The following is a 17141-nucleotide window of genomic DNA, read 5'->3' on the forward strand; positions in this document are numbered from 1 at the left end:
GGGAGGGCCCGCACCCCCGCCGTTCGCCAGGAGGTAGCCCATGGCTCTGGCCGTGATCCGGACACCGTCCCTCGAACCCTGGAAGCCGCTCCAGAGGAAGCCGCTCCCCGCGGGCCGCCCCCGCGAGTGGTACGTGACGCACAACCGCCGACTGAAGGCCATGCGCCTCGCGATCGCCCTTCTCGACGCCGGCGTCTACGTCCCGTCGAAGGCGACGAACGCGACGATACGCACCACAGCCGCCCACATCGGCATCCACCCGCCCTCGGACACCACCTGCCGCATGGTCCGCACCTTCATCCGCTACGGCCGCTGACGGCGGAGGGGCGCTGCCCGGCCGTGGCCGGGCAGCGCCGTCGTCGGATCCCGCCCGCTACCAGGCCACCGGCAGCCGCTCGGGGAGCCGCTTCATGAAGTTGGTGCGCCACACCAGCTGTTCGACCGGTACGGCGAGCCGCACCTCCGGCAGCCGGTCGAGGAGGGTCTCCAGGGCGATCTCGGCGTGCCGCTTGCCGAGCGCCGTCGCCGGGCAGTAGTGCCGCCCGCCGCCGAAGGAGAGGTGATCGGCGGCGTTCTCCCGGTCCGGCCGGAAGGCGAGCGGGTCCGGGAAGTGATGCGGATCGTGGTTCGCGGCCTCCACCAGCACCAGGACCAGTTCACCGGCCCGCACGTCGACCTCGCCGAGCCGCACGTCCTCCATGGCCAGCCGCGGCAGTCCGTCGCCGATCGACAGATTCACCCGCAGCAGTTCGTCCATCGCCCCGGCGGCGCCGTGGGCGGTCAGCGCCTCCCGCACGTCCGGCCGGGTCAGCACCGACACGAGCGCCATCGTCAGGAACCCGGCGGTGGAGATCACCCCGGCGCCGAACAGCGTCACGCCCACCGTCGCCAGCATCTCGTCCGTCAGATGCGCGTAGTCGGGATCCTCGCGCAGCGCCGCGAGCTCCGCGATCAGCCCACCCGTCGCCGGATCGTCGAGGCGCTCGGTCATGTAGGCGATGTCCCGGTCCCAGTGGAGCCGGGCCGCCTCGATCTCGTGCGGGGCGTTCATGAAGGCCACGTCCAGACTGCGCAGCAGCCGCGGCCCGTCCTCCTCCGGGATGCCCAGCATCCGGCAGTGCAGCCCCGTCGAGTACGGATCGGCGTAGGCGCCCCGCAGTTCCCCGGGCGCCCCCTCGGCGATCAGCGCGTCCACCAGGGCCCCGGCCCGCGCCCGCAGCCAATCCTCCAGGCCGGGCGCCTTCGGGTTGATCGCCTTCATGACGGCCTTGCGCAGCCCGGCCCCGGTGATGTTGCCCATGTTGTTCACCACGTGCGGCGGGATCGTCAGCGCGTACTGCCGCGGCGCTCCCGGCGCGGAGGTGTCCTTGAGGCTGAACCTCTCGTCCTCCAGGACGTGTCGGCACAGCTCGTACGAGGAGACCAGCCAGGCCTCGGCCCCGGCGATCGTGCGGACCTTCCGGACCGGCGCGGCGCGCAGCGCTTCGATCTCGGCGGGCAGCCGGGTCCCGTCCCAGTCGAAGGGGAAGGCCGGCAGGGTCTCGACGGCGACGCTCATCGCGCGGCTCCTTGGACAGTGGTTCCGGTGGGTGTGAGGATGCCGTGGCCCTGATTGCGCGAGGCCCGGAGCCCGGACCCGCGGCCGTACAGCAGATCGGCCAGCGGCAGTGCCTGGTGGTAGCAGTTGAGCGAGGACGGGACCCCGAGGATCGCGGGGGTGTCCAGGAACAGCGGCACCTCGGCGCAGATGTACGCCCGGCACACCTCCCGCTGCCGCTCGTCGGTCCGCTGCCCCGGCGCCAGTTTCCCGGCCAGGAAGATCCCGGTCAGCGCGTCACAGGTCTCGCGCACCACCGGGTCCGCCGCCACCGCGTCGAGCACCGTGCCGTGCAGCTCGCGGTAGGCCGGGACGTCGGCGAACTCCGACATCCCGCGGGCACGTACCCGTACCCCCGTGGGATCGGCCTCGGCCACGGCCGTCCCGACCTTCGCCCGCACCCCCCGCAGGTTCTTGACGGCCTTCCGTCGCGCCTCGTCGGCCCCGTACCCCAGCGCCTCGTACATGTCGGAGACATGGAGGTCGGTGTAGACGAGATCGACCTGTTCGAAGTGGTCCAAGCCCCAGCGCGTCAGCTCGCGCAGCCGCTGGGCGGTGAAATAACTGTTTCCCGGGGAGACGCCGATGACCACGTGCGCGCCCTCGTCGGCGATGACGCGGCAGTGATCGGTGTACGGCTGGAGTCGGAGCGTCTCTGCAGGGGCGAAAGCCGCCTGAGTCACGTCGGCAGTCCTCAGTCGCGCCAGCTAGTCCCAGCGGAGCCCTGTGCTCCGGGTGTGGCGGCGGCGACGACCACACGCTATCGATCAGTCGCGGAGCGTGAACCCCCTACTCGTAGGTACGTACGAGAGTTCGTCACCTGTTCGCACTTCTGTGATCTTGGCCGGAAACGGCGAGACCCGCCGCCCCCTCGAAGGGGACGACGGGCCTCGGGAGAACATCGCTCGCGCGGTACGGCCTAGAGGTCGAAGTAGAGCTCGAACTCGTGCGGGTGCGGGCGCAGCTGGATCGGGGCGATCTCGTTGGTGCGCTTGTAGTCGATCCAGGTCTCGATCAGGTCGGACGTGAAGACGCCGCCGGCCTGGAGGTACTCGTTGTCGTCCTCGAGGGCGTGGAGGACGGCCTCCAGGTTGGTCGGGACCTGCTGGACGTTCGCGTGCTCCTCGGGAGCGAGCTCGTAGAGGTCCTTGTCGATCGGCTCCGCCGGCTCGATCTTGTTCTTGATGCCGTCGAGGCCCGCGAGGAGCAGCGCCGAGAAGGCGAGGTACGGGTTCGAGGACGGGTCCGGCGCGCGGAACTCGACGCGCTTGGCCTTCGGGTTCGAGCCCGTGATCGGGATGCGCATGGCGGCGGACCGGTTGCGCTGCGAGTACACCATGTTCACCGGGGCCTCGAAGCCCGGCACCAGACGGTGGTACGAGTTCACCGTCGGGTTGGTGAAGGCGAGCAGCGACGGGGCGTGCTTGAGGATGCCGCCGATGTAGTAGCGGGCCATGTCCGAGAGGCCCGCGTAGCCCGTCTCGTCGTAGAACAGCGGGTCGCCGTTCGCCCACAGCGACTGGTGGACGTGCATGCCCGAGCCGTTGTCGCCGAAGATCGGCTTCGGCATGAAGGTCGCGGTCTTGCCGTTGCGCCAGGCGACGTTCTTCACGATGTACTTGAAGAGCATCAGGTCGTCGGCCGCGGCGAGCAGCGTGTTGAACTTGTAGTTGATCTCGGCCTGGCCGGCGGTGCCGACCTCGTGGTGCTGGCGCTCGACCTGCAGGCCGACGTTCTCCAGCTCCAGGGAGATCTCCGAGCGCAGGTCGGCGAAGTGGTCGACCGGCGGGGCCGGGAAGTAGCCACCCTTGTAGCGGACCTTGTAGCCGCGGTTGTTCTCCTCCGCACCGGTGTTCCAGGCGCCGGCCTCGGAGTCGATGTGGTAGAAGCCCTGGTTCGCCGAGGTCTCGAAGCGCACCGAGTCGAAGACGTAGAACTCGGCCTCGGGGCCGAAGTACGCGGTGTCGGCGATGCCGGTGGAGGCGAGGTACGCCTCGGCCTTCTTCGCGATGTTCCGCGGGTCACGGCTGTACTGCTCGCCCGTGATCGGGTCGTGGATGAAGAAGTTGATGTTCAGCGTCTTGTCGCGGCGGAAGGGGTCCACGCGGGCCGTCGACAGGTCGGCGCGGAGCGCCATGTCGGACTCGTGGATCGCCTGGAAGCCGCGGATCGACGAGCCGTCGAAGGCGAGCTCCTCCGACGGGTCGAACGCCGTCGCCGGGATCGTGAAGTGCTGCATCACGCCCGGAAGGTCGCAGAAACGGACGTCGACCATCTTGACGTCGTTGTCCTTGATGTACTTCTTGACCTCGTCGGCGTTCTGGAACCCGTGCGTCTCGGACATCCCACTCCTCCTACTCCCGGCCCGGGGAGGGGCGGGGTTTGCAGCTGGTTCGTGCAGCCAGTGCGGTGGCACACGCTGGACCCGACCATAGGCAGACGGGATTTCTCAAGCATGACCCAATTGTTTCGTCGAAGTTAACCGGGGTGGGTGTCACTCCGCCTGCCGACACCCTTCGCCGACCCGGGCGGAAGTGATCAAAAACGGGCGCAGTACCGTGGTCGCGTGGACAACAGGCAAGCACTCGGATCTTGGCTCTCCGGCCCCCGCGCGGCGGCCGAGGACGCAGGCGTCGACTTCGGTTACCGCGGTCAGCAGCTGGGGCTGCCCGAGGAGGGCCCCGGTTCGATCGCCCGCCCCGGGCGGCGCCTCGGCGCCCTCGCCGTCGACTGGGCCCTCTGCACGCTGATCGCATACGGCCTGATCACCGACGGCTACAACCAGGCGACCGGCAACTGGGCCCTCGTCATCCTGCTCGTCCTGAGCGTGCTGACCGTCGGCACCGTCGGCTCGACGCCCGGCAAGCGCCTCTTCGGGCTCGGGGTCGTCTCCGTGAACGGCGGCCGCCTCGGCCTCCCGCGCGTGGCGCTCCGCTCCCTGCTCGTCTGCCTGGCCATCCCGGCCCTCATCTGGGACCGCGACGGCCGCGGCCTCCACGACCGCCTCTCCGGCGCCGTCCAGGTCCGCATCTGACCCGTCGGCAAGCGAGAGAGGGCCCCGGACCGTTCTCACGGTCCGGGGCCCCTCTCGTGTCGCTCGGTGTTCAGGTCGGGCGCGTCAGCGCATCTTTCCGCCCCGCGGCATCCGCATGCCCTTGGGCATCGGACCCTTCGGCAGCGGCATGTTGCTCATCAGGTCGCCCATCGCCCGCAGTCGGTCGTTGGCCGCCGTCACCTGCGGGCCGGTGAGCACCCGAGGCAGCTTGAGCATGGTCGTGCGGACCTTCTTGAGCGGCACCTGGCCCTCGCCGTCGCCGACGATGATGTCGGTCACCGGCACGTCCACCACGACGCGGTTCATCCGCTTCTTCTCGGCCGCGAGCAGAGGCTTCACCCGGTTCGGGTTGCCCTCCGCCACCAGCACGATGCCGGCCCGGCCGACCGCCCGGTGCACGACGTCCTGGCTGCGGTTCATCGCGACCGCGGGGGTCGTCGTCCAGCCGCGCCCGACGTTCTGCAGGACCGCCGCGGCAGCGCCCGGCTGGCCTTCCATCTGCCCGAAGGCCGCGCGCTCGGCGCGCCGCCCGAACACGATGGCCGCCGCCAGGAGCCCCAGGACGAAGCCCAGGATGCCCAGGTAGACCGGGTGACCGATCAGGAAGCCGATCGCGAGGAGGACACCGAGTACGACGATGCCCACGCCTGCGACGACAAGTCCGACCTTGGGGTCAGCCTTTCGGGTCATCTTGTACGTGAGGGCGATCTGCTTGAGCCGCCCCTGGTTCGCAGCGTCAGCGCTGCCCGTGTTTGCCTTCCTCGCCATGTCCTGAAGTTTACGTGGCCCGGGAAGTCCGGCCCGACGCGACCTCCATCACGTGCTGGGCCTCGACCCGGTCCTTGGCGCGGCGGCGGTCCTCCAGTACGGAGTTCCAGGCGTTGCGCCGGGCGGTGCGCTGCCCGGCGCCGAGGAGCAGTGACTCCACGGCCTTCAGGGCGTCGGTGACGGACGGGATCGCGGTGACGCGGACGTGCGTCGATGCGGCCGGCATGTCGGGTCCTCCCTCGATTGCGGGTGAGACGAGGTGGGGGGAAGCGAGCGGTGGTGGCGGTGAGTGAAACCAGGCTCACAGACTGGTGTTACCAGCGCGTGACCCGGTGGTCAAACACTGATGAAACGTTGATGCGGCCATGCGGAGGAGTGCGGGAACGCAGACGCGGCCCGTACATCCCCGCTGAGCTGCGGGGGCGTACGAGCCGCGTCCGATCCGGCCATTACCGGCCGGTAATCACTTGTGCTCCGATTCACACAGCCTGAGTGGCGTTGTCGACCGCCTGCGCTCCGGCTCCGCTCCGCTTGTCCATCGCCTGCTGGAACAGACGCCCCGCGCGGTACGAGGAGCGGACCAGCGGGCCCGACATCACGCCGGAGAAACCGATCTCGTCGGCCTCCTCCTTCAGCTCCACGAACTCCTGCGGCTTCACCCAGCGCTCCACGGGGTGGTGCCGGACGGAGGGGCGCAGGTACTGCGTGATCGTGATCAGCTCGCAACCGGCGTCGTGCAGCTGCCGAAGCGCCTCGCTGACCTCTTCACGGGTCTCGCCCATGCCGAGGATCAGGTTCGACTTCGTGACCAGACCGTAGTCTCGCGCCTTCGTGATGACGTCCAGCGAGCGCTCGTAACGGAAGCCCGGACGGATCCGCTTGAAGATCCGCGGCACCGTCTCCACGTTGTGCGCGAAGACCTCGGGGCGGGAGGCGAAGACCTCCGCCAGGAGCTCCGGCACCGCGTTGAAGTCGGGCGCGAGCAGCTCGACCTTGGTGCGGCCCTCGGCGCGCTCCGCCGTCTGCTGGTGGATCTGGCGCACGGTCTCCGCGTACAGCCAGGCGCCGCCGTCCTCCAGGTCGTCGCGCGCGACGCCGGTGATGGTGGCGTAGTTCAGGTCCATCGTGACGACGGACTCACCCACGCGGCGCGGCTCGTCACGGTCCAGCGCCTCGGGCTTGCCCGTGTCGATCTGGCAGAAATCGCAGCGCCGGGTGCACTGGTCACCGCCGATGAGGAAGGTCGCCTCGCGGTCCTCCCAGCACTCGAAGATGTTGGGACAGCCCGCCTCCTGGCAGACCGTGTGCAGGCCCTCGCTCTTCACGAGGCTCTGCATCTTCGTGTACTCGGGCCCCATCTTCGCCCGCGTCTTGATCCACTCGGGCTTGCGCTCGATGGGGGTCTGGGCGTTCCGGACCTCCAGGCGCAGCATCTTGCGTCCGTCGGGTGCGACTGCGGACACATCGGCTCCTGTAGCTTCGATTCTTCGGCGCACACCAGGGTACGCCGTTGCTTCCCATGCCTTACTACGTCTGGCCAACCTCTGGCCAGCGCCCCGCATTCCTGCGGGCACTCCTCAGACCGAGGTCGTTTCCACCGGACGCTCGATCTCGCGCGGCTTCAGCTCCGCCTGCTCCAGGACCGCCCGCAGGTGCTTCTCCACGACCGGGAGCACCTCCTCGACCGGGACGTCCCGACCCAGCTCGTTGGCGAACGAGGTGACGCCCGCGTCGCGGATGCCGCACGGGATGATCCGGTCGAACCACGCGTTGTCCGGGTTCACGTTGAGCGAGAAGCCGTGCATCGTGACGCCCTTGGCGACCCGGATGCCGATCGCCGCCAGCTTCCGGTCCTCGCGGCGCTGGCCTGCGTTGGACGGGGCGTACTCCGGGCCGTTCAGACGGGGGTCGAACTCCTCGTCCGTCAGCCGCGGGTCGAAGTCGAGGGAGAGTCCGCCGAGCGCCGGCCGCTTCTCCACCGGGTCGCCGAGCACCCAGACCCCGCTGCGGCCCTCGACGCGGGTCGTCTCCAGGCCGAACTCGGCGGCGGTGAGGATCAGCGCCTCCTCCAGGCGGCGGACGTGCGCGACGACGTCCACCGGGCGGGGCAGCTTCATGATCGGGTAGCCGACCAGCTGGCCGGGTCCGTGCCAGGTGATCTTGCCGCCGCGGTCGACGTCCACCACGGGCGTTCCGTCGAGCGGGCGCTCGTTCTCCGCCGTGCGCCGTCCGGCCGTGTAGACCGGCGGGTGCTCGAGGAGCAGACAGGTGTCGTCGATCTCGTCGGCGAACCGCGCGGCGTGCACTTCGCGCTGCTTGTCCCAGGCCACCTGGTAGTCGACGGCTTCCGCGCCGAAACCAAGGCGGACGAATCGCAGCTCACTCACGGCCATGCCTCCTCCTGGGTGCCGGGGTCCGGACTCCGGGGATCATCCCGGGCCGGTGCGGCACCATGCGTCATTCGCGCCCATGCCACTGTACGGCGGTGCCGGGGACGGCCCTCCGGCAGGTGGACGGGGGCCGCGTCCGGCAGGTGGGCGGTCCGTCCTCCGGCAGGTGGCTGGGGACACCTACGTCAGCGATGCCGTCAATCCTCACACGATCGGATGAATGTGGGGCGAAGGTGGCGGTACGGGCCGTGAGGACCGCTAAATTCACGCCGTTCCATGAGGGTCCGACGGGGCTGCCGTCCGGACCCGGAAGGCAGGAGACCGCACAGCTGATGACGGAACGACCACCGCAGCGCATCCCGAACCGCCAGCTCGCCGCGCTCATCGCCGAAGCGGGGTTCTCCCATGCGGGCCTGGCGAGACGGGTGGACCAGCTCGGTCTGGAACACGGTCTCGACCTGCGGTACGACAAGACCTCGGTGACCCGCTGGCTCCGCGGCCAGCAGCCGCGCGGCACCACCCCCGCGCTCATCGCCGAGGTCTTCACCCGTCGCCTCGGGCGCCGGCTCTCCGCCCAGGACCTCGGCCTCGACGCCTGCGCCCCCGTCTACGCGGGCCTGGAGTTCGCCGCGACCCCCGAAGAGGCCGTCGACATCGTCAGCGGGCTCTGGCGCAAGGACTCCGGCAGCCACGCCGAACTCCGCAAGATCGCCTTCACCCCGGCGGGGCTGGTCGTCCCCAGCCGCGACTGGCTGATCGGCCGCGCCGACGACCGGGTGGCGCGCGGGGACCAGCCGCCCGGCCTCCGCTCCCCTTCCGCGCCCCCCTCCGCCGCCTCGTCCGCCTCCTCCGGTGTCACCGCCGAGCCCCGGCTCCCGCACGACCCGCGCATCGCCCACGACCCACGCCTCACCCACGACCCCCGGGTGCCGCCCCAGGGGCGCTTCTCCGTGCCCCGGCAGCGCGGTACGGACCGGGGGCCCGGCCAGCGGGTCTCCAGCGGCGACATCGCCGCCCTGCGCTCCGTCGGCGAACTGTTCCGCACCCTCGACCACGCCTACGGCGGCGGCCACGCCCGCCAGGCGCTCGTCCGCTACCTGGAGCACGAGGCCGAGCCGATGCTGCGCGGGACGTACGGGGAGTCCGTCGGCCGCCGCCTCTTCGCCGCGGCCGCCGACCTGACCCGGCTGGCCGGCTGGACCTCGTACGACATCGCCGCCCACGGCCTCGCCCAGCGCTACTTCGTCCAGGCGCTGCGCCTCGCCCAGGCCGCCGGGGACCGGGCCTACGGCTCGTACGTGCTCCTCACCATGAGCTGCCAGGCCGTCTACCTCGGCCACGGACGGGAGGCCGTGCAGCTCGCCCGGGTCGCCCAGCAGGGCGTCGGGCCGGCCGCCCCGCCCGTCGTCCAGGCGATGCTGCACGCGGTCGAGGCGCGCGGGCACGCGGTCCTCAGTGAGGCACGTGCGTGCAGTGCCTCGCTCGTACGGGCCGAGCGGGCCCTCGAAGCGGCCCGGCCCGGCGACGAGGTGCCGTACTGGGCCCGGATGTTCGACGAGGCCCAGCTCGCCGACGAGCTCGGACACTGCCACCGCGACCTCCAGCAGTACCGCCCCGCCGCCCAGCACGCCGAACGCGCCCTCCAGCTCCGCGCCCCCGGCTTCGCCCGCAGCCGCCTCTTCTGCCGGGTGGTCCTGGCGACGTCGCGCCTGGCGCTCGGTGAACTGGACCAGGCGTGCGCGCTCGGCGCGGAGGCCGCGCAGCAGGCATCGGAGATGCGCTCGGCGCGCGCGGTGGAGTACGTACGCGACTTCGAACGCCGCCTGGAGCCGTACCGCGACGCGGCGGCGGCCCGCACGTACCGGGACCGGGTGGCCGCCATCGGGTGACCCCCCGGCCCCGGTCCCGTGCAGGGCCGCGCCCCACCCCGCTCCCGCCGTGCGGGCACGCCCCCGGTGGGACGCGGGCCCGCGACGGGTTACGCCGCCTCCTCCGCCAGAGGTTGCGACGGGAGGCGGATGCCCAGGTCCGTCAGGAGTTCGTGGGCCGCGCGGTGGCCCGAGGCCAGGGCGCCCTGGAGGGTGCTCGTGGCCCGGTGGTCCCCGCAGACGTACAGGCCCGACAGCAGCCGGACCGAGCGGTGTGCGTCGTGCGGTGGGGCCATCGCCGGGACCGCGTCCGGCGTGTGGCGCATTCCGAGCAGCTCCCACTCGTCGGTCGACGTGCCGTACAGCGTGGCGAGGTGCTTGCGGACCCGCCGTTCCGTGTCGTCCGGTGGTGTTCCGTGCACCGTCGAGGTGATCAGGGTCCGGCCCTCAGGCGCCCGCCCCGGGTCGACCGCGCTCATCACCGCGGTGTGGGCCACCGGCCCGCCCGGGTCGGACTCCAGGAGCAGCGTCGGGTCCGCCGTCGGCGCCACCGGCGCCGTGTGGTGGAGCACCGTCACGGAGTGGAAGGCAGGCCGACGCAGACCGGGCAGCAGCTCGGCCGCCGTCCGCGCCCCCGTCGCGAGGACGACCGACCGGCAGCGGAACACCCCGTGCTCCGCCGTCGTGACCCGCGAGATCGACGCCTCCGTGACCCGGACTCCGGTATGGACCGTGCCCGGCGGAAGTGCCGCCGCGAGCCGCTCCGGGAGCGCCGCCGACCCGCCTTCGGGGGTGGCCAGCCTGCCCCGGGCGAAGGCGCGCAGCGCGAGGTCCGCGCGGCGGCTCGACGTGCCCAGGTCCGGGTCGCCGAGGAGCGCCGCGAGCAGCGGCCGCAGCACGCCCTGCACGGTCCTGGCGGGCAGCCGGGCGGTCAGTGCCTCGCGCGCGGTCCGTTCGGGGCGGGCCAGGATCCGCTGCGTCGGGGTCGCCGCGAGCCGGACGAGGGAGGCGCCGAGCCGCGCCTGGTCGAGCGAGGCGGCCGGATGCCGGGGGGCGCTCGCGAGGGCGCGCGCCACGCTGAACGCTCCCCCCACGCTCCGGTGCCCCGCACTCCGGTGCCCCACGGCCGCCCGGCGCGGGTGCGGGGCGCCCCACCGCGCGTACCGGCCGTCGCTGTGCACGAGCACCCCCGGGGCGAACGGCCGCAGGACCAGGCCGTCGAGCCCCGGGACCGCCCGCAGCTCCTCGTACGACACGGTGAGCAGCGGCCCGACCCGGTCGAGCAGGAAGCCGTCGACGGCCTCGGTCGCCATCCGGCCCCCGAGCCGGGGTTCCGCCTCCAGGACGGCGACGGAGAGCCCGGCGTCGGTCAGCCGGCGGGCGGCGGCGAGTCCCGCGACCCCGGCTCCCACGATCACGACGTCGACGGTCTGCGCGACGTCGACGTCCGTACGCTGTGCGGTCCTTGCGCTGTCTGCGCTGTTGAGCACGTGCCCCTCCCCAGGTCGGCGCGGCCGGTGGGAGGCCTATGCCCCCAACAAGCCTCCGGAATGCCCGAGTTCGCCGTTCATGTCGAGCCTAGGCAGCGCTCCCACGGGTGCCAGCCGCGCGCACCGGGGTGCGTGCGGCACGGGGGAGCGCAGAGGGGGCGGGAGGAGGGGGCGGAGGAGGGGGCGGGAAGGGCGGGAGTCGTGCGCCGTTCAGCGCGCCGCCGCCCTGATCGAGTCGTCGATCGTCGGGAACGCGAACTCGAAACCGGTCTCCAACAGCCGTCCCGGCAGCACCCGCTGACTGCCCAGCACGTCCTGCGCGAAGTCCCCGAGCACCACCTTCAGGGCGGGCGCGGGCACCGTGAAGAGGGTCGGCCGGCGCAGGACGCGGCCCATCGCCGCGGTCACCTCGCGGTTGGTGACCGGCTCGGGGGCGGTCAGGTTCACCGGGCCCGAGAGCGACGGGGTGTCGACGAGATGGCGCAGGGCGGCCACCTCGTCGTGGAGGGAGATGTACGACCAGTACTGACGGCCGTCGCCCATCCGCCCGCCGAGCCCGGCGCGGAACAGCGGGAACAGCCGCCCCCAGGCCCCGCCCTCGCGCGCCACGACCAGGCCCGTACGGGCGTAGGTGACGCGGATGCCGGCCTCCTCGGCGGGGGCCGCGGCGGCCTCCCACTCCACGCAGACCGAGGGCAGGAAGCCCGTGCCCGCCGGGGCGCTCTCGTCCACCGCGCGGCTGCCGGTGTCCCCGTACCAGCCGAGCGCCGTGCCGCAGACCAGGCTCTCCGGCGGCTCCGCGAGCGAGGCGAGGGCCTGGGCGATCGCCGTCGTGCCGAGCACCCGGCTGTCCCGGATCTCCTGCTTGTACGCCTCGTTCCAGCGGCGCTCGCCGACCCCGGCGCCCGCCAGGTGTACGACCGAGTCCACGCCGACCAGCCCGGCGGCGTCGACGTACAGCCGCTTCGGGTCCCACTCGACCTCGTCGGCGGTCCTGGCGGGCCGGCGCACGAGCCGGACGACGTCATGGCCGTCGGCGCGCAGGGAGCGGACGAGGGCGGTGCCGATGAGCCCGGAGGCGCCGGTGACGGCGACACGCTTGCGAGTGGCGGAACGCTGCATGGGCACCATCCTGCCCTCCCCGGCCGGCACGTGGCACAGTGGCCGCCATGATCGTGCCGGAGACGCTGATACGCCCCGCCGGACCCGCGGACGACGCCGCCCTCGCCGAGCTCGACCGGGCCGCCTGGTCGACCCTGCACGCGGTGCTGCCCGCCCCGGTCCCGCCGTACGGGCCCTTCTTCGACGACCGCCATCTGCCCGGGGACTACCTCCTCGCCGTGCGCGAGGGCGTGATCGTCGGCTACATCCGGGTGGTGCCGCCGACCCCGCTCGCCGCCACCGCCCACGTCCGGCAGATCCAGGGCCTCGTGGTCGCCGAGTCCGCGCGGGGGCTCGGTGTGGCCCGAACGCTGCTGCGGGCCGCGATGGACAAGGCGCGGGCGGACGGCGCCGTGCGGATGACGCTCCGGGTGCTCGGTCACAACGCCCCGGCCCGCGCGCTCTACGCCTCCGAGGGCTTCGCGGTCGAGGGCGTCCTGCCGGGGGAGCTCTTCCTGGCCGGGGCGTACGTGGACGACGTCCTCATGGGCCGGTCACTCGCCACCCGCTGAACCCGGGTTCAACAGCCGCATCCCGCCCATCAGTTCCCGCAGGCACCGGACCGCGAGCTCCGCCGGGGCGCCCTCGCCGCGTACCGGTGCATCCGTCTCCGCCCAGGACTCCAGGGCGATCCGGATGGCGTCCGTGGCCGCCGCCGCCGCGAGCCGTACCTCCAGCGGGTCCGCGCCCGGTCCCGCGAGCCCGGCGACGACCTCCCGCAGCCGCTCCTCCGACTCCTGGTTGACCCGGTACCAGACGGCCCGCAGCGCCGGGTCCTCGGCAGCCGCGCGCAGCAGCCCGCGCGTCCAGCGCAGCCCCTCCTCCGCGGCCGCGTCCCCGGGGGTCAGCGACGCGGCGATCGAGCGCTCGAGGGCCTCGGGAAGTCCCGCGCCCGGTTCCGTCGTCGCCGTCGTCGCCGTCGTGGCCGTCGCGGCGAGGAGTTCGCGCCAGCGGTCGCCGCCGCCCGCGAGGAGCGGGGCCACGGCGTCCTGCTTGGAGCGGAAGTACCGGTAGAAGGTGCGCAGGGCGACCCCGGCCCGCAGGGCGATGTCCTCGGCCGTGGTGCCGTCGGGGCCGTGCTCCGTGAAGAGCTCGGCGGCGGCGCGCGCGATGTCCAGCTGGGTGGCGGCCTTGCGGCGCTCCGTCAGCGTCCGGGTGGGGGGCGTGGCGCCCTCGGGCTTGGTGCTCACCGTACGAAGCGTACGCCCGGGGCCTGTCAGACGTGCACGATGTGCACGGAGTGCAACTATGGCAAAACGTGCCACTTGGGCGTACGGTGGCAGCCTCCCCCGGAAGATCCCGGTCGGAAGACCGACATCGAGAGGTTGCCGCCATGAACCAGCTGACCCGTTACGAAGGACGCCGCGCCCTCATCACCGGCGGCGGCTCCGGCATCGGCCAGGCCACCGTCCTGCGCGTGCTCGCCGAGGGCGGCCGGGTCGTCGCCGCCGACATCAGCGAGGACGGCCTCAAGGACACCGTCGCCAAGGCCGGCGACGCCGCCGACCGCCTCACCACGGTCGTCCTGGACGTCGCCGACGAGGCCTCCGTACGCGCCGGAGTCGCCGCCGCCGTAGCGGCGCTCGGCGGCCTGGACGTCCTGGTCAACGCGGCCGGCATCCTGCGCTCCTCGCACACCCACGAGACGAGCCTCGACTCGTTCGAGCAGGTCATACGGATCAACCTCACCGGCACGTTCCTGATGATCCGCGAGGCGATCCCCGCCCTCCTGGAGGGCGACGGCTCCGCCGTCGTGAACTTCTCCTCCACCTCGGCGATGTTCGCCCACCCCTACATGGCGGCCTACGCGGCCAGCAAGGGCGGCATCCAGTCCATGACCCACGCGCTCGCCTCCGAGTACGCCAAGCAGGGCATCCGCTTCACCGCCGTCCAGCCCGGCTCCATCTCCTCCGGCATGACCGACGGCACCGGCGCCAGCCGCCAGAGCGTCGGCCCCGGCATCCCCGAGGACGCCGACTGGTCCCTCTTCGCGAAGCTCGCCCCGGCCCTCGGCCAGGGCTTCGCCGGCCCCGAGACCGTCGCCGGCGTCGTCGCGATGCTGGCCAGTGAGGACGGAAAGTTCATCACCGGCACCGAGGTCCGCGTCGACGGCGGCACGCACTTCTGAGAGCCGAACTCCGGGCGCCGCACTCCGAGCGGCGAAGGTGCCCCCGATCGGCGGCGGGCCGCCGATCGGGATCGGATCCCGTGGGCCTGCCCCGCGGGATCCGGGACCCGCGCTAGACCGTCCCGAAGCGCTCCCACAGCCGGGGGAAGCGGACCGCGAGGACCTTGTCGTCCTCCAGGTCGAACGGGGCTCCCAGCGGCTCCCCGCCCGGCATCGGAATGCCCAGGTCCGGGGTCTCCGCGCCGGTCAGCTGCTCGTAGGCCTCGTCCGCCGCGAAACCGATCTCCTCGCCGTCCCCGTCGATCTCCACGTCGAACTCGCCGAGCAGCTCCGCGAGCGCGTCGGGATCGTGCACCGCACCCTCGTACACCTCCCGGCCCTGGCCGATGAGCCAGCAGCGGAACGAATCGAAGGTCTCGTCGCCGGCCCCGTCGAAGAGCACCGCCGCCGCGCCCCACAGATCCCAGAGGAACGCGCGGTTGTAGCGGGCCTCGAAATGGCGTGCGTAGTCGAGCACGGAGTCGGGGTCCAGCCGGGTCAGCCGTTCCACGAGCAGGTCGGCCTGTTCCTCGGGGTCGCCCTCGGCGTCCTCGCGGCTGGCGTCGATGATCTCCCAGAACTCGGTCTCGTCCATCACGGGACCAGCATCGTGGTTCGGGGGGTGCGACGCACCCGGAAAGCCCGAAATGAATCCGGACAGAAGGTGTCGTACTTTCCTGCGAGTCTGGTGCGCATGACGACGGAGACGAACGAGACGAACCAGACGAAGAGCCTGCGCGGACGGATCTGCCTGGTCGCCGGAGCCACCCGGGGCGCCGGACGGGGCATCGCCGTCCAGCTCGGCGCGGCCGGAGCCACGGTGTACGTCACCGGGCGGACCACGCGCGAGAAGCTCAGCGAGGTCGGCCGGGCCACCGAGACCATCGAGGAGACCGCCGAACTGGTGACGGCGGCCGGCGGCGAGGGCATCGCCGTCCCCACCGACCATCTGGACGTCGAGCAGGTCCGCGCGCTGGTCGACCGGATCGACCGGGAGCAGGGGCGGCTCGACGTCCTCGTCAACGACGTGTGGGGCGGCGAGCACCTCCTCGTCTTCGGCAGGAGAACCTGGGAGAACGACCTCACCGGCGGCCTCCGGATGCTCGAACTCGGGGTGCGGACGCACGCCATCACCTCACACACGGCCATCCCGCTGCTCATCCGGAACCGGGGCGGGCTCGTCGTCGAGGTCACCGACGGCACGTCCGAGTACAACGGCACCCGCTTCCGCGAGAACCTCTTCTACGACCTCGCCAAGAACGCCCCGATCCGGATGGCCTTCGGCCTCGGCAAGGAACTGGAGGAGTACGGCGGCACGGCGGTCTCCGTCACCCCCGGCTGGCTCAGGTCCGAGCAGATGCTCACCGCGTTCGGCGTCACCGAGGAGAACTGGCGCGACGCCGTCGAGAAGATCCCCGGCTTCGCGATCGCCGAGTCCCCGGTGTACGTGGGGAGGGCGATCGCCGCGCTCGCCGCCGATCCCGACCGGCACCGCTGGAACGGCCGGTCGCTGTCGAGCGGTCAGCTCGCGGGGGAGTACGGCTTCACCGACGCGGACGGCTCACGGCCGGACGCCTGGGGCTTCATGCTCGCCGACGAGCAGGGCAGCCCGGACGTGAACGACTACCGGTGACCCTCACGCGTACCGCGAGGCCATCGCGCGGGCGGCCGCACCGAAGCGCTCGCGCAAGGAGGCCGGGGCAAGCACCTCGGCCTCAGGGCCGAGCGTGAGCAGCTGGGAGAACGCGACCTCCTCGCTCTCCACCGGGAGCACCACCCGGAGCCCGCCGTCCTCGGCGACCGCCGCCGCCAGCGCCTCCTCGGCGGCCGCGCGGTCCGTGACGTACGGCAGCCGGTGGGCCCCCGCCTCCGTGAGCCGTACGACGACCTCGGCGCGCAGGATCGACCGGGCGAACTCGGCCGCGCGCTCGGCCCAGAAGGCGGACAGGCCGAAGGTCTCGTCCCGGTCGAAGCGCTCCACGGTGAGGGCGACGGAGGTGAAGCGGTCCACCCGGTAGGTACGGAACGCCGTACCGGACCGCGCGCACAGGTACCAGACGCCCGCCTTCAGGACGAGGCCGTACGGGGCGAGCTCGCGCTCCACCTCGCGGTCACCGCGCCGGTAGCGGGCCGAGACCATCCGGTCGTCCCAGACCGCCTCCGCGATCGGCGGCAGCAGCTCCGGAGTCTCCGGCTCCTGGTACCAGCCGGGCGCGTCGAGCAGAAAGCGCTGCGCCACCGAGTCCGGGGCGTCCCGCAGCGACGGCAGCAGCGCCGCGGACACCTTCAGCCGGGCCGCCGACGCAGTGTCCTCCAGACCCATGTCCCGCAGCGCGCCGGGCAGTCCGGACAGGAACAGCGCCTCGGCCTCGCCGCGCGCCAGGCCCGTAAGACGCGTGCGGTAGCCGCCGACGAGCCGGTACCCGCCGGCCCTGCCCCGGTCCGCGTACACCGGAACCCCCGCCTCCGAGAGGGCGAGGGCATCGCGGGTGATGGTGCGCTCCGACACCTCCAGCTCGGCGGCGAGTTCGGCCGCCGTCATCGAAGGACGGGACTGGAGGAGAAGGACCATCTTGATCAGCCGGGCGGCGCGCATGCCCCCACCCTGCCATCCATACTGTGGCCCTGGGGGCGTGGAGCCTGCG

The 17141-nt window shown here is 72.2% G+C and carries 18 protein-coding genes; 6 read left to right on the top strand and 12 right to left on the bottom strand.

Features of this window, described 5'->3' with window-relative positions:
• Nucleotides 1-40 precede the first annotated feature (40 nt).
• On the top strand, nt 41-316 hold the full coding sequence (locus OG259_RS29580; protein ID WP_328945023.1) for a hypothetical protein: 276 nt from the start codon (nt 41-43) through the stop codon (nt 314-316).
• A gap of 57 nt (nt 317-373) precedes the next feature.
• Here the strand turns inward: OG259_RS29580 and OG259_RS29585 are convergent, their stop codons facing one another.
• From OG259_RS29585 to glnA, 3 genes are all read right to left on the bottom strand, one after another.
• Entirely contained in the window at nt 374-1558 is a 1185-nt protein-coding gene (locus OG259_RS29585) for a cytochrome P450 (protein ID WP_328945024.1), read from the bottom strand.
• Nucleotides 1555-2280, bottom strand: a complete 726-nt coding sequence (locus tag OG259_RS29590) for a tRNA-dependent cyclodipeptide synthase (RefSeq protein WP_328945025.1) — start codon at nt 2278-2280, stop codon at nt 1555-1557. The genes OG259_RS29585 and OG259_RS29590 overlap by 4 nt, the downstream gene beginning before the upstream one ends.
• Before the next feature lie 236 nt (nt 2281-2516).
• Nucleotides 2517-3941, bottom strand: a complete 1425-nt coding sequence (gene glnA / locus OG259_RS29595; RefSeq protein ID WP_328945026.1) for a type I glutamate--ammonia ligase — start codon at nt 3939-3941, stop codon at nt 2517-2519.
• A gap of 222 nt (nt 3942-4163) precedes the next feature.
• On the opposite strand from glnA, the gene OG259_RS29600 reads away from it, so the two are divergent.
• Nucleotides 4164-4631 carry an RDD family protein gene (locus tag OG259_RS29600; RefSeq protein ID WP_319308852.1) on the top strand — a complete coding sequence of 156 codons (468 nt, stop codon included), beginning with the start codon at nt 4164-4166 and terminating at the stop codon, nt 4629-4631.
• A gap of 84 nt (nt 4632-4715) precedes the next feature.
• Here the strand turns inward: OG259_RS29600 and OG259_RS29605 are convergent, their stop codons facing one another.
• The 4 genes from OG259_RS29605 to lipB all read right to left on the bottom strand — a co-directional run bounded on the left by OG259_RS29605 (nt 4716) and on the right by lipB (nt 7807).
• The gene (locus OG259_RS29605) at nt 4716-5420 is read right to left on the bottom strand and encodes a DUF4191 domain-containing protein (protein WP_328945027.1); all 705 of its coding nucleotides are present in this window, start codon (nt 5418-5420) and stop codon (nt 4716-4718) included.
• 10 nt (nt 5421-5430) lie between these two features.
• Nucleotides 5431-5646, bottom strand: a complete 216-nt coding sequence (locus OG259_RS29610; RefSeq protein WP_148004411.1) for an SCO2195 family GlnR-regulated protein — start codon at nt 5644-5646, stop codon at nt 5431-5433.
• A 253-nt stretch (nt 5647-5899) separates the two neighbouring features.
• A complete protein-coding gene (gene lipA / locus OG259_RS29615; RefSeq protein ID WP_328945028.1) occupies nt 5900-6883 on the bottom strand; it encodes a lipoyl synthase in 984 nt (327 codons plus the stop codon).
• Between the two features lie 114 nt (nt 6884-6997).
• Complete coding sequence (gene lipB / locus OG259_RS29620) at nt 6998-7807, bottom strand: lipoyl(octanoyl) transferase LipB (RefSeq protein WP_328945029.1); 810 nt, start codon at nt 7805-7807, stop codon at nt 6998-7000.
• 335 nt (nt 7808-8142) lie between these two features.
• Here lipB and OG259_RS29625 point away from each other — a divergent pair, with 335 nt between their 5' ends.
• Complete coding sequence (locus OG259_RS29625) at nt 8143-9699, top strand: regulator (protein ID WP_328945030.1); 1557 nt, start codon at nt 8143-8145, stop codon at nt 9697-9699.
• 89 nt (nt 9700-9788) lie between these two features.
• Here OG259_RS29625 and OG259_RS29630 read toward each other — a convergent pair whose 3' ends face one another.
• Nucleotides 9789-11168 carry an NAD(P)/FAD-dependent oxidoreductase gene (locus OG259_RS29630; RefSeq protein WP_328945031.1) on the bottom strand — a complete coding sequence of 460 codons (1380 nt, stop codon included), beginning with the start codon at nt 11166-11168 and terminating at the stop codon, nt 9789-9791.
• Nucleotides 11169-11378: 210 nt separating this feature from the next.
• Nucleotides 11379-12299 (bottom strand): TIGR01777 family oxidoreductase, encoded by a 921-nt coding sequence (locus tag OG259_RS29635; RefSeq protein WP_328945032.1) that lies wholly within the window; start codon nt 12297-12299, stop codon nt 11379-11381.
• A gap of 38 nt (nt 12300-12337) precedes the next feature.
• On the opposite strand from OG259_RS29635, the gene OG259_RS29640 reads away from it, so the two are divergent.
• The gene (locus tag OG259_RS29640) at nt 12338-12841 is read left to right on the top strand and encodes a GNAT family N-acetyltransferase (RefSeq protein WP_328945033.1); all 504 of its coding nucleotides are present in this window, start codon (nt 12338-12340) and stop codon (nt 12839-12841) included.
• On the opposite strand, the gene OG259_RS29645 is transcribed toward OG259_RS29640, so the two are convergent.
• Entirely contained in the window at nt 12824-13519 is a 696-nt protein-coding gene (locus OG259_RS29645) for a TetR/AcrR family transcriptional regulator (protein ID WP_328945034.1), read from the bottom strand. The two genes, OG259_RS29640 and OG259_RS29645, sit on opposite strands and share 18 nt — an antisense overlap.
• Nucleotides 13520-13662: 143 nt before the next feature.
• Between OG259_RS29645 and OG259_RS29650 the strand changes: the two genes are divergently transcribed.
• Entirely contained in the window at nt 13663-14457 is a 795-nt protein-coding gene (locus OG259_RS29650; RefSeq protein WP_328945035.1) for an SDR family NAD(P)-dependent oxidoreductase, read from the top strand.
• 112 nt (nt 14458-14569) lie between these two features.
• Here OG259_RS29650 and OG259_RS29655 read toward each other — a convergent pair whose 3' ends face one another.
• Complete coding sequence (locus OG259_RS29655; RefSeq protein WP_328947217.1) at nt 14570-15091, bottom strand: DUF4240 domain-containing protein; 522 nt, start codon at nt 15089-15091, stop codon at nt 14570-14572.
• Between the two features lie 99 nt (nt 15092-15190).
• Here OG259_RS29655 and OG259_RS29660 point away from each other — a divergent pair, with 99 nt between their 5' ends.
• Nucleotides 15191-16129, top strand: a complete 939-nt coding sequence (locus OG259_RS29660; protein ID WP_328945036.1) for an SDR family oxidoreductase — start codon at nt 15191-15193, stop codon at nt 16127-16129.
• A gap of 3 nt (nt 16130-16132) precedes the next feature.
• Here OG259_RS29660 and OG259_RS29665 read toward each other — a convergent pair whose 3' ends face one another.
• On the bottom strand, nt 16133-17092 hold the full coding sequence (locus OG259_RS29665; RefSeq protein ID WP_328945037.1) for a helix-turn-helix transcriptional regulator: 960 nt from the start codon (nt 17090-17092) through the stop codon (nt 16133-16135).
• Nucleotides 17093-17141: the final 49 nt, after the last annotated feature.

This window comes from Streptomyces sp. NBC_00250, from assembly GCF_036192275.1.
Taxonomy (GTDB): Bacteria; Actinomycetota; Actinomycetes; order Streptomycetales; family Streptomycetaceae; genus Streptomyces.